Origin of the sequence: Capnocytophaga sp. oral taxon 380 str. F0488, assembly GCF_000318255.2 — a bacterium.
Lineage (GTDB): Bacteria > Bacteroidota > Bacteroidia > Flavobacteriales > Flavobacteriaceae > Capnocytophaga > Capnocytophaga ochracea.
This window is the reverse complement of the sequence record NZ_KB291185.1, coordinates 98,230-111,534: the sequence shown is the minus strand read 5'-3', so window position 1 is coordinate 111,534 and position 13,305 is coordinate 98,230. Positions and strand designations below refer to the sequence as shown.

The window sequence follows — 13,305 nt, the reverse complement described above, 5'->3', positions numbered from 1 at the left end:
GGTATATAAATAGTTGACTCATAGTATAATACAGTGACGCAAAAAATGATAAAAACAAGGTTTCGAGGCGAAAGAAAGAGGAAGAGGTGCTAGGCCTTAGGCCATAGGCACTAGAAGGGAGTGTGACGGAAAAGGGAAGTAATGACGGGGGACGAATGACGAGGGTGAGGCGGTGAAAAAGTCTTATGAGATAGGTTAAAAAAGTGGGTGCTGTCGGAGAGACTTAGGGGAGCGAAAAGATAGACGTGGTAGAATAGGTGTTTATAAAGAAGTTTTTGAGAGAAATTGTATTTAATATAAGTTCGTTGTAAAGTAGCCAGAGAATAGTTGGAACTGATATATGACGTCTTTTGACTTTTGACTATTGAGTGAAATTAGTAGGGTTTATACCATTCTTGTCCGGTGAGGTCGTATATCTTTTGGATTTTATGAAGGAAGGCTTCGAAGTCGAGGTTAAGGTCTATGAGTTCGCCGGTGTGAATATCGAATACCCAACCGTGAACAGCAGGGTATTGGTGTTTGAGATAACTTTCTTGCACAACTGCCATTTTGGTAACATTGAAACACTGTTCTTCTACGTTCAGTTCTACCAAACGGCGGTAACGCTGGTCGGCATCAGTAATGGCATCGAGTTCTGCTTGATGCAAGCGGTATACATCGCGAATGGTACGCAACCAAGGGTTTAACAAACCAAAGTCTTTGGCTAGCATAGCAGCCTTTACACCTCCGCAATCGTAATGACCACATACGACAATATGTTTTACTTGCAGGTGTTCGACGGCATATTGTATCACAGCGGTAGAGCTCATATCGAGGGTATTTACTACATTGGCAATATTGCGGTGTACAAACACCTTACCAGGACCTACACCCATTAACTCTTCGGCAGCTACACGACTATCGGAGCAACCTATATAAAGATAGTCGGGGTTCTGGTCTTCGGCGAGTTTCTCAAAGAAATGAGGGTCGCCCTCTTTGCGGTGTTTTACCCATTGACGATTGTTTTCAAATATTTTGTTGTAAGTAGGCATAAGTTATAATGATTAGTGGCTACTGAGGTGGCAAAGGTAGGTGTTTTTAGGGAAATGACAAATATTTGCAGGGAAATCTCCGAAAAGCTGAATATCAGTGTGCATACAATAAACCGCCATAGGCAAAATATCCTAAGAGAAAACACACGCTAATAATGTGGAAGCTATTGCCTTCGCCAAAAGAATGAGAGTAATTGGTTAATTAGTAAATTAGGAAATTATTTGTATCTTTGCACCTTGAAAACAAGAATTAACTATCTACCATTCATCATTAATCATTAAAAAAGATGTCAGAAGAATTAAAAGAACAACGCTCTAATAACTTTATAGAAAATATCATTGAGGAAGACCTTGCGAAAGGCTTTTCCGCCAACGCCTTACGCTTTCGCTTCCCTCCAGAACCAAATGGCTACTTGCACCTCGGTCACGCGAGTTCTATCTGCCTCAACTTCGGATTGGGCTTGCGCTACAACGCCCCTGTAAACTTGCGTTTCGACGATACCAACCCTTCTAAGGAAGAACAAGAATACGTAGATGCGATTCGCCGTGATGTAGCGTGGCTCGGATTCAAATGGGATAAAGAATGCTATGCTTCCGACTATTTTCAAGAACTTTACGACTGGGCAGTAATGCTCATCAAACAAGGAAAAGCCTATGTAGATAAACAAACATCGGAAGAGATTGCCGCTCAAAAAGGCACGCCAACGGTAGCAGGAACTGAGAGCCCTTATCGCAATACCTCCCCTGAGGAAAACCTCGCCCTTTTTGAGTGTATGAAAAACGGTGAATTCGAAAATGGCACGTATGTACTCCGCGCCAAGATAGATATGGCATCGCCTAATATGCTAATGCGCGACCCTATCATTTACCGCATTATGAACGCTTCACACCACCGCACAGGTGACAAATGGCATATCTACCCTATGTACGACTGGGCGCACGGCGAAAGCGACTACCTCGAACAAATATCACACTCCCTTTGTACATTAGAATTCTTACCACACAGAGAGTTATACGATTGGTTTTTAGACCAGGTATACGACAACACTCGTACCCGTCCTAAACAACGTGAGTTTGCCCGCCGTAACCTCAGTCATACGATTGTGAGTAAACGTAAGCTGTTGCAGTTAGTGACCGAAAACTACGTCGCTGGCTGGGACGACCCTCGTATGCCTACTATCTCAGGCTTACGTCGCCGTGGTTATACCCCTGAAGCCATTCGCAAATTCGCCGATACCATCGGTATTGCCAAACGCGAAAACCTAATAGATGTATCGCTATTGGAATTCTGCGTGCGCGAAGACCTCAATAAAAAAGCTAACCGTGTAATGGCAGTGCTCGACCCTGTGAAGGTGGTGATTACTAACTATCCCGAGGGACAAGAAGAATGGCTTGACGCCGAAAATAATCCCGAGATAACTCCTATGACCTATCGTAAGGTGCCTTTCAGTAGAGAAATTTATATCGAGAGAGATGACTTTAGAGAAGAGGCTGACAAGAAGTATTTCCGATTGAAATTAGGAGGAGAAGTACGTTTGAAGAATGCTTATATCATCAAAGCTGAAAGCGTAGTGAAAGACGCTCAAGGAAATATTACTGAAATACATTGTACTTACGACCCCGATAGCCGTAGCGGTAGTGGTACCGAAGCGAGTATGCGTAAAGTAAAAGGCACATTGCATTGGGTATCAGTAGCTCACGCAGTAGAAGCCGAAGCACGCCTCTACGACCGCCTCTTTACCGTTGCTGAACCTGACCGCCAAGAGGATAACTTCTTAAACTACATCAACCCCAATTCTCTAAAAATAGTAAGTGCCTATGTAGAGCCAAGTCTCAAAACCGCTCAAACAGGCGACACGGTACAGTTCCAACGTCTGGGATATTTCAGTGTAGACCCCGATACTACCCCCGAAAAATTGGTGTTCAACAAAACCGTAGGCTTAAAAGATACGTGGGCTAAGATTAGCGAATAAGATATCATACACTAAAACAAAAAAAGGATTGCCCTAGAAGAGCAATCCTTTTTGCGTGTAATGAAAGAAAAAATCTACTTTAGTTCAAAATCTTTTTCGTTGCTGTTATCAGCAGAGTGTTGGGCTACCCAGAGTTTGAAAGCGCCGGGTTCGGTTACTTTTTTCAAATCGGCGTTGTAGAAGGCTAAGAGGTCTTCGGTGATTTCAAACTGTACTTGTTTGCTTTCGCCGGCTTTGAGTGCGACTTTTTGGAAGCCTTTGAGCTCTTTCACCGGACGGGTTACACTACCCACCAAATCGCGAATATACAATTGCACTACTATTTCACCATCGCGCTTGCCGGTATTGGCTACTTGGGCTGTAACGGTGAGTTTACCTCCTTTACTGAGTGTAGCACTGCTGAGCTGTACATTACTAATATTAAAGGTGGTGTAGCTCAATCCGTAACCAAAAGGATAGAGAGGTGTGATAGGCGCATCCTCATATTTAGAACGGTAATCAACTGTTGGGTTATTAGGATCAACGGGGCGACCAGTGTTCTTGTGATTGTAATAGATAGGCACTTGCCCAACATTACGAGGGAAACTCATCACCAAACGCCCTGAAGGGTTGTACTTACCTGATAATACATCGGCGATGCCATAACCTGACTGGGTACCAGGGAACCACACTTGCAAAATAGCATCGGCCAATTCACTTTCTTCACTGAGGTCGAGCGGACGACCGCTATACACTAATAACACTATAGGTTTGCCTGTTTGTTTGAGGGCGCGGAGCAATTCACGTTGAGGAGCGCGCAAACGTATATCGGTGAGACAAGCAGATTCACCAGACCAGTTATAGTCTTCACCTAAGGCTACCACTGCTACATCGGCAGCGCGTGCTGTAGCTACTGCTTTGGCAATATCGGCAGAAGTTGTAGCGGTAAGCGTACAACCTTTGGCATAGCTGAACTGCACCTTACTATCTTTATACACTTCTTGCAATCCTTTGAAAAGAGAAGCGCTGAGTTCACGGTCGCCACGACCTTGCCATTCGCCATTTTGGTTGATAGAATCTTTTACCATAGGTCCTATGAGAGCTACTTTTTTCACCATATCGGGAGTGATAGGTAATACCTCGGTGTTGTTTTTGAGCAATACCACTGATTTAGTAACCGCAGTGCGTGCCACTTGCAAGAACTCTGGTTTCATAAGGGTTGTTTTGGCGCGGTTCTCATCAAGGAACTTATAAGGATCATCAAACAAGCCCAATACGAATTTCATTTCCAAGATACGGCGTACAGCGGTGTTGATAGTCTCTTCTTTTACCTTGCCCTCTTCAACTGATTTTTTGAGGTGCTTGATAAAGTTAGAACCCGTCATATCCATATCGATACCCGCATTGATAGCCAATTCGGCTGCGTGCTTATTGTCGGTAGCAATACCGTGAGGAATCAGTTCGTTGATACCGGTGTAATCGGTTACAACAAAACCTTTGAAGCCCCATTGCTTGCGGAGGATATCAGTCATTAGGTAGCGATTGGCAGTTGCAGGAATCCCATTCACCTCGTTGAAAGAAGCCATTACCGTACCCACTCCTGCATCGATAGCTGCTTTATAAGGAGGGAGATAGGCATTCCAGAGGGTGTGTTGAGATAACTCGGCAGTGTTGTAGTCGCGACCTGACTCGGCAGCACCATAGGCAGCAAAGTGTTTCACGCACGCTAACAGCGTATTGGTTTTGCTAAGCGAGCGCCAATCGGTACCCCCTTGAAATCCTTGTACGCGAGCTTTGGCAATTTCACTTCCCAAGAAAGGGTCTTCACCAGCACCTTCCATAACACGCCCCCAGCGCGGGTCGCGAGTAATATCTACCATAGGAGCGAATGTCCATTTGATACCATCGGCGGCAGCTTCTTCGGCAGCAATGGCAGCAGTTTGGCGCATTAGGTCTAAATCCCAAGAGCAGGCTTCGGCAAGCGACATAGGGAAGATGGTTTTATAACCGTGAATCACGTCGTAACCAAAGAGGATAGGAATGCCTAAGCGAGTTTTCTTCACAGCAATATCCTGCATTTTGCGCACCCCAGGCACGGTAACAGCGTTGAACACACTGCCCACAAGACCTTTTTCGAGATACGGCTGAAAGTCACCCGGCATTACGGGCCCTGTAATGTCCCAGTTGGCAGAGAACTGCGAGAGTTGTCCGATTTTTTCTTCTAAGGTCATCAGCGCTAGCAAAGAATCTACTTTGCGTTCGATATTTTTATCTCCACTGAACGACTTCCATTTCACGGGGGTGCTAGCGTCCTCACTAGAGGAACGATTACACCCTACTATGGCAATAGCCATAAGAATGCAATATGTTATTCTTTTCATAAATATATGATTATTGATAAATTCTTACGTAATCGATTTCAAGGCTATCCTGAGTGAAATTAGTAGCAACATTACCCCCCAAAGTACCTCCCATCGCTATGTTGAAAATGAGAAAGAATTTTTGGTTAAAAGGCAATTTGCCATTGTTATTCATCTCGAAATAGTTTTGATTATCGACTGCAAAGATAATCTTTTTTTCTGTCCACGTCATTGTATAGATATGAAAATCTGTCGAAGCATTGGCAAAAGCTATTTCTTTATCGTAATCTCCTTGGTGATGGTTATCGGTGTCATACCAGTGACAAGCCCCAAGTATATGGGTTTTCTTATTACCTTTTTGTTCTAAGAGATCTATTTCGCCACATTTAGGCCAGCCTTCTGTAGCGAAGTTATTACCCAATAGCCACATTGCTGGCCAAGTTCCTTGTGCAGCGGGGAGTTTGGCCTTGATTTCCAATTTGCCGTATTTGAAACCATATAACCCTTCGGTTTTTATGCGGGCAGAAGTGTAACCTCCTTTACCATCGGCTTTAGCAGTGATTTTAAGCACACCATTTTCTACTTTTACATTCTCAGCTTCTTTGGTGTAATTTTGAAGTTCTCCATTACCCCAACCATTATTACCTTTGCCCAAATCATACGTCCATTTAGTAGCATCGGGAGCTCCCGCTTTGTTGAACTCGTCAAACCACACAAGGTTCGTAAAGCTATTTTCAGAAGGCTTGGTAGTGGTAAAAATGTGATACCAAGCAAACTGACTGTTAGGTTGCATCACACGCACGATAAGTTGGGTATCAGTAAGGCTGATAATATCATAAGTACTTGCTCCTACCCACCAACCGAGCATACCACCATTGGAGAGCTCGATAGCTGTACCGCGATAGGCTTTGTTGTCGTACTTACCTTGGGTAGCGGCTTTGGAAGTAGAAGGCACGAAGGACACTTGTTTCTCACCTGTAATCGTAGGTACTACATCGGTGCCGTGACATTGGTCTTTAGCTACACCTAACACCTCAGCATAAGCTCCTGGTATGAACACGTGGTTGGCAGTTTGTTTATAGGTAATACCATTAGCTGTACGGGTGAAGATAAAGGAATTTTCGAACATACAAGTACGAGTAGGGTCAAATGGTGTTGCTTGCCACCAAGCGGGGTAGCCATATTCGCCATTATCGCCACTTTCTTGAGGGCCTAAGCCTGCATATCCCGTTACATTTGCAGCCCAATACCAAGTTTTAGTATCGCCTACATTCTTACCAGCAAGCATATTTTCAGCTTCAGCATCGGAGAAGGAACTATATACTTCCAATTCTAAAGACACAGAACTCATAGAGCCTCCTGCACCTACAGCACTTACTACCGCTGTGAATTTGTTGGTACCTACTTTGGTATAGCGGTGTTGGATTTTACCAGAAGGAGCCATTTCGGTCTTGCCATCGCCGAAATCGACACGGTAAGAAATGGCATTTTGGGCAGTTACTACAAAGTTCACCAAACCCGTACCGTCGCCGTGAGGATGAGTGTTATCAGCCCCCACGATGCTGAACGAGGCATTTACATTAGAAGGAGGTGTAAGGTCTCCAAACTCGTGCTTATCTTTACAACTTATAAAGACAAAAGCTACTAATAGGGTTAAAAGATTTAAGGTTTTCATTTTAATTTGTTAATTTGGTGCGAGTTGCACGAGCAATTAATTCAGTGTTATTTCATCGTAGTAATAAGTGGTATCATCGCCTTTTTCACCAAAGTCGAAGAAAACAACTACTTTAGTATATTTTGCGCTGGTATCAATGCCTGTAAAGTCAAAAGAAAGTTCTTCCCAAGTGTTCTTTTTGGTGATGCGAGCATCTACTTCTTTTGCTTCATTGCTAGTAGCTCCCTCTAATTTCACTTTTACAACAATACCTGTTTTAGGTGACAAGGCTTTTAGCTTCAATACCTTGTGACTTTTCATATCCAAACTTTCGGAAGTAAAGAACGCACCTGCCCACGTTTCACAACCTTTGGTGCGCACCATTTTGGCTACTTTGGTAGATGTATTGCCTGTAGTATTAGGGTTGGCTACTACTTCTACATCTGCCATATTGCCAAAGGTAGTAAATTCGGGAGCTGTACCTTCAAAGTTTTCGATTATCACGGTATTCGATTTTTTGTAGAAATACAAGTTATCAATAAATACCGTACCTTGTCCTACTAATTTGATTTGGTGTACATCGGTGATTACAAATCCTTGTTTGGTGTAGTCGCTTAGCGGAATATCGATGCTTGTCCACTTATCGGCAGTGAGGGTCTTTTTGACGAACTTCTCACCGTCAGCGCCTGTGCTTTTGCTAATCAAATAGATATCTAAAGCTGTAGCATCGGCAGTCCAAACATCTAAATGTAAGAACTCCATCGTTGATAGGTCGATTTCTCGAGCAAATTGGATACCTTGATAATTGAGGTGAGCGTATTGCAAGATTTCATCAGTACCCAACTTAAAGAGGTTGTAAGCAGTGGCTTGCCCCCAATTAGGGTTGAAATCGGTGCCTGCTACATTGGTATATCGTCCGCTGAAAAGCGAAACGACCTCTTGTGCTTTGCGAATTGGAGGCTGAGGAGCCGCAGTAGTAGGCTGTTGCAAAGCAATTACTCGTACCGATTTTTGCACTTTGGTAGTTTGTTTGCCAGCACCTTTCACCTCTATCGTAAGGGTATAAGTGCCTGTTTGCTTATAAATGTGCGAAACAACTTCACCTATATTACCAGACACTGGTTTTTCATCAGCGCTTTCACCGAAATACACATCGTAAGTAATCGCAAAGTTAGCTTTAGCCGTTACATTCACTTTCTTAGAAACCGCTTGGTCGTTAGCCACAGTTACTTCTACATTCTCAGGGGCGCGGAACGACACCTCTAAAGGCAAAGTTGCTTCGGCCTCCTTGCCTGCGATGTTCACGGCTACTATTTTCACTTGGTAACTACCTTCAGCATAAGTGTGTGTTACCGAACCACCTGCTTTTACCACAGTGGGAGTTGCAGTGCTATCGCCAAAGTAGACCTTGTAGGAGGCTACTCCCGTAGCTATTGGTGTGATGGTTACAGCTCCTGAGTTATCGGTGCTCACCTGAAATTTAGCTGAGACATCGGTAGGTGCCGTGGCATTTTGGACGAAACTGAGATCGTCCTTATCTTTTTCGCAAGCTACCATTCCAATGAGGAGCAGTAGTGCTATTAGGGTTTTGAGTGCTTTCATTTTAATTTAGATAAGAGGTAAGAGGTTCGTCATTAATATCCTTGGTTTTGTTGCCAATTGCCGTTGGCGTAACGAATTTCTTCGTGGGGTATGGGGAAGACTTCGTTTTTATTGGCAGTAAAGCCTTGTATTTCGGTACCTTTACCCGTGCGGACTAAGTCGAAAAAGCGCAAGCCTTCGCCTAAGAACTCTACACGGCGTTCTTTCCATATTGCTTCGGTAAGAGCAGTACCCGATACAGTAACGTTATGATTTTCATCGCCAAAGGCACGTTTGCGCACTTGGTTGAGATAGTCGCGAGCACGTTCATCGCTGATATTACCACGGTTGAGCGCTTCGGCAGCCATTAAGAGCACATCGGCATAGCGAATGGCACGATAGTTATTAGGGTTCGTAAGGTTTTGGTCGGGGGTATTGAGGTCGCCTTTGCGAGCAATATATTTTCTATTGAAATAGCCTGTATGTTTGTAACCTTCGGCATAAGTAGCGTTGTTCGCTGCTGCCCACGCGACGATGTCTAAAATCGCTACATCTTTGCGGAGGTCGCCTGCTTCAAAAGCATCGACTGCTTCTTGTACGGGTACGTTAAAACTATAGCCAGAATCGAACACAGGGCCGTTGTAGTTGCGGATACTGTTAAACCCTACCGCCACATTCCCTTTGCTACATTGTAAACAGTCGAAGCTCGCTCCTTCAGCATCGGTGTATTGTATCTCGAATACCGATTCAGCCCCGTTTTCACCTTCTTTTTCGAAGATAGAAGCATAGTCGGTTACAAGAGAATAGGTATTGCTATGTATCACAGTTTCTAATACTTGAGCTGCTTCTGCAAACTTGTTTTGGTATAAATATACCTTGCCGAGTAGCGCTTCAGCCGCACCTTTGGTAGCACGCCCTACTTGACCGTCGGGTGGTGTTGTAGGCAAGTGAGGAATGGCAGCCAAAAGATCTTTCTCAATAGAAGCATAGACCTCACTCACAGGAGAACGAGGTATTTTTTGTTCGTCGCCACGCTCAAAGCGTTTGTTTTCTTTAAGAGGAATTGCTCCAAACCATTTCACGAGTTCAAAATTGTAATAAGCGTGAAGGAAATGTGTTTCGGCAATGATCATCTCTTTACCCTCAAAGGCTGTTTTGTTTTGGAATTCCAAGATATAAGCCGAGCGATTTACACCAGCAAACATCCAGTCCCACAAGTTTTTGAGTTGGCTGTTGATAGGCGTGTGAATCATCTGGTCTATTTGTTGAAAACCAGGTACGTCCGACGCGCTTTCACCACCGCAAAGGGTATTATCGGAGGCAATTTCGCCCATAAGCACATTTATATACGTAGAATGTAACAAATTGTAAGCTGCAATCAGCGCATTTTGGTAGTCTTCCTTTGAATTGAAATAGGTCTCCGAATTGATTTCGTACTGTTTAGTCTTGTCGAGAAAATCATCGGAACAAGCAAGGGTAAAAGCCAGAAGCATAAGCCCTACTGTCCATTTCTGTATGTTATGTATCGTTTTCATTTGTTTGTATGGGTTTTAAAATGAAGTATTAAATCCTAAGATAAACTGACGGGCTTGTGGATAGAAGCCGTAATCGATACCTCCACCAATGGCATCGCCAGAGGTAGCTGAGGGGTCATAACCTTTGTACTTAGTAAACGTAAAAGCATTATTTACCGAAAAATACACACGGAAGGTTTTCATCTTCACACTCTCTAATACCGATGCAGGAATCGAATAGCCCAACTGTATGTTCTGAACGCGCAAGAATGAGGCGTCTTCTACAAAGAAACTTGAGAATAAATTATTGGTAGTTGCTCCTGTGGTTACACGAGACACGCTATTGCTGGTGCCCTCACCACGCCAACGGTCAAGATATAAACGCTGACGGTTTACGTTAGGTTGTGAACGCTCGTAGTTGCGCACCATCTCTTTGTCGAGCTCAGCATACATATAGGTCGAGAAATCAAAGTTTTTATACTTAGCATTAAGGTTCAATCCCATATAGTAAGTGGCGGTAGGTTTACCTAAATAAGTGCGGTCTTTAAAATCGATGACTCCATCGCCATTCACATCTTTATAACGGATATCTCCTATTCTGGCAGGAGCTCCTAAGGCAAGTTGTGAAGGGTGTGCATCTACCTCAGCTTGGTTTTGGAAGATTCCATCGGCTTGTAAACCATAGAAGTAACCAATAGGTTGCCCCACTTCCATACGTGCAGGTGCTAACTGACCCACGCTGAAAGCTCCTCCTTCTGGAATCACATCTCCATTAATCGATACTACTTTGCCGTCTAAACGAGTAATATTGTAGTTGAAGCCCCAAGAAAAAGGTTTGGTTACATCACTTCTATAACCTAAGGCTACCTCAAAGCCCTTATTTTGAGTATTACCAGCGTTCACGGTGGGGTTTGATGCTCCTGGTGCAGCCGTTCCTATAATACCTGAAACAGGAAAATTAGAAATGAGCAAATCGTTGCGGTTTTCTATAAAGTAATCGAATACTAACGATAAACGGTTCTTCAAGGTATTGAAATCAAAACCAACGTCTAACTTTTCGGCTACTTCCCATTTGGCACTTGGGTTAGGTAATTTGCCCACCGCTGTACCGCGTACTATTTGTCCGTTGAATACATAGACAGCTTCCCCGTTTAAGATAGCCTTATAAAGGTTTTTACCGGCATTGTTACCAAGTGTACCATAACTACCGCGCAATTTGAGAAAGTCTATCCATTTGCTATCTTTCAGGAAGCCTTCATCAGATACTTTCCAACCTGCTGTTACTGATGAAAACAAGTCGGCACGGTTGTCTTTCGGGAAGTCTGAAGAAGCATCCCGTCTAAGCATCGCCGATAGCAAGTATTTACTCTTATAGTCGTATTGTAATCTACCAAAGAAAGAGGTAAGACGCGAATCGTTCACATAAGAGTTGTTTGTCTTGCTACTATTAGTACCTGTGGTGAGACCTATATCGGCAAAGTCCCAAGAGTTATTAGGTACGTCGTAACCTGTAGCACTGAGTCCACTGCCCCAGTTGCGTTGGGCACTGGTACCCACAGTGAGCGAGGTGTTATGATTTTTCCAGAAGGTTTTACTATAAGTAGCAAAAGTCTCCCACGTATAAGCGTGCGTTTCATTCTTATCTTGCGTTACGGTACTGCGACTGCGGTTGAAAATCTTACCCGTACCAAAGAAGCTAAGAGGTTGAAAATCTTTTTTCTCATCACTATACGTTTTAAACCCAATACGTGAAGTAAGGTCTAAGCCTTCTATGAGATTATAGCTCAACTGGAAATTCCCCTCTAATCCATTACCATCGTACTGATTATAGGTATTGTCTATTTGTGCCAAAGGGTTAATTACCTCATTACCCAAAAAGCCCGTTAAATCTTCATCGTGCAAACCGTAGGTAGGCGAGAAGTTCAAAGCGTTGAAAAGCACTGCTCCCAAGCCGTTTTCCTCAATGGTTTTGCGCTTGTTGTTATAATAGTTAGCTGTGAAATTCATTTTGAGTTTAGAGGTAATATCAGCACCCAAACTCACTTTCACGTTATTACGTTTGAAGTTGGACTTTTCAGGGGCTACAATACCGTCTTGGGTAAGATGTGATGCCCCTAAGTAATAACTAAATTTCTCACCTCCACCCGAGATACTAGCTGTCATATCTGAAATAACAGAATTCTTAAACACCTCGTCTTGCCAATCAATGCCTTTGCCTAAAGAAGCCAAATTGCCAAAAGGCAACGCCTGTCCATTCGCAGCATAACTCTCGTTGAGTAAGGCAGCATACTCGGTAGCGTTCATATAATCCAACTTTTTGGTAGTTTGCTGAATACCGGTATAAGAGCTAATTTTCACTTCTAAAGGTGTGTTTTTGCGTCCACCCTTAGTAGTTACGAGTACTACCCCATTCGCCCCTTTAATACCGTAGATAGCCGCTTGAGCGTCTTTCAATACAGTAAGACTCTCAATATCCTCGGGATTGATACTGTTCAGTGCCCCTTCGTAACCGTCGATAATTACCAAAGGCTCGTTGCTACCGTTAGAACTCACTCCGCGAATGAGAATGTTTATCTTCCCTCCAGGTGAGCCCGAAGCCTTGTTTACGCTCACCCCTGAGGTAGTACCTTGTAGGGCAGTAGCCGCATCCACAGGCTTTAGTTCGGTAATGGTTTTAGCATCTACTACTGATACCGAACCTGTTACGTCCTTTACCTTTTGAGTTCCATACCCGATAACTACCACTTCACCGAGGGTTTGGGTATCTTCTTTCAAAGTAACGTTCAGCGCATTGCCATTGTTCACAGTGATTTCTTGAGTGATGTAACCCACATACGAAAACACCAGAACCTGACCTCTCTTCACATTGTCTAAGGCAAAATTCCCTTCGAAATCGGTAGAGACGCCGTGGGTAGTGCCTTTTACAACCACCGAAACCCCCATCATCGGACTGTTAGGAGCTTCTTTCACATTTCCTTTTATGTTATAAGTTTGTGCCACTGCCAAACTCGTACATAAAAATAGCAACATTGGTAAAATAAATACTTTCATCTGAATTGCTCTTTTTAAATGGTATGTTAATGTATTATATTAGGTTTAACTTGTTTGCAACTTGCTCTTTTCTTCCCTTTACTTTCGCTTCTCTACCTATTACTGATATTACTGACATTGTTGTATTGTATTATTAATCAACTATTTATACACCCTTTCTAT

General features: G+C 43.4%; 7 protein-coding genes and 1 pseudogene. 2 read left to right on the top strand and 6 right to left on the bottom strand.

The window, feature by feature from the left end; all coding sequences use genetic code 11:
* Nucleotides 1-374: 374 nt before the first annotated feature.
* Complete coding sequence (locus HMPREF9078_RS03110) at nucleotides 375-1,031, bottom strand: carbonic anhydrase (protein ID WP_009419295.1); 657 nt, start codon at nucleotides 1,029-1,031, stop codon at nucleotides 375-377.
* Between the two features lie 27 nt (nucleotides 1,032-1,058).
* Here HMPREF9078_RS03110 and HMPREF9078_RS12320 point away from each other — a divergent pair.
* Together HMPREF9078_RS12320 and HMPREF9078_RS03105 are read left to right on the top strand one after the other, a co-directional pair.
* A pseudogene (locus HMPREF9078_RS12320) lies at nucleotides 1,059-1,184 on the top strand (LuxR family transcriptional regulator); the annotation flags it as partial.
* A 134-nt stretch (nucleotides 1,185-1,318) separates the two neighbouring features.
* Nucleotides 1,319-3,004: a glutamine--tRNA ligase/YqeY domain fusion protein gene (locus tag HMPREF9078_RS03105; RefSeq protein WP_009419293.1), complete on the top strand. Its 1,686-nt coding sequence runs from the start codon at nucleotides 1,319-1,321 to the stop codon at nucleotides 3,002-3,004.
* Between the two features lie 74 nt (nucleotides 3,005-3,078).
* On the opposite strand, the gene HMPREF9078_RS03100 is transcribed toward HMPREF9078_RS03105, so the two are convergent.
* The 5 genes from HMPREF9078_RS03100 to HMPREF9078_RS03080 are packed head-to-tail and all read right to left on the bottom strand — an operon-like array spanning nucleotide 3,079 to nucleotide 13,143.
* Nucleotides 3,079-5,364 (bottom strand): glycoside hydrolase family 3 N-terminal domain-containing protein, encoded by a 2,286-nt coding sequence (locus tag HMPREF9078_RS03100; protein WP_009419292.1) that lies wholly within the window; start codon nucleotides 5,362-5,364, stop codon nucleotides 3,079-3,081.
* Nucleotides 5,365-5,374: 10 nt separating this feature from the next.
* On the bottom strand, nucleotides 5,375-7,018 hold the full coding sequence (locus tag HMPREF9078_RS03095) for a family 16 glycosylhydrolase (protein ID WP_009419291.1): 1,644 nt from the start codon (nucleotides 7,016-7,018) through the stop codon (nucleotides 5,375-5,377).
* 36 nt (nucleotides 7,019-7,054) lie between these two features.
* Nucleotides 7,055-8,599, bottom strand: a complete 1,545-nt coding sequence (locus HMPREF9078_RS03090; RefSeq protein WP_009419290.1) for a PKD domain protein — start codon at nucleotides 8,597-8,599, stop codon at nucleotides 7,055-7,057.
* A 32-nt stretch (nucleotides 8,600-8,631) separates the two neighbouring features.
* Nucleotides 8,632-10,113, bottom strand: a complete 1,482-nt coding sequence (locus HMPREF9078_RS03085) for a RagB/SusD family nutrient uptake outer membrane protein (RefSeq protein ID WP_009419289.1) — start codon at nucleotides 10,111-10,113, stop codon at nucleotides 8,632-8,634.
* A gap of 15 nt (nucleotides 10,114-10,128) precedes the next feature.
* Nucleotides 10,129-13,143, bottom strand: coding sequence for a TonB-dependent receptor (locus HMPREF9078_RS03080; RefSeq protein ID WP_009419288.1), 3,015 nt, complete (start codon nucleotides 13,141-13,143; stop codon nucleotides 10,129-10,131).
* Nucleotides 13,144-13,305 lie beyond the last annotated feature (162 nt).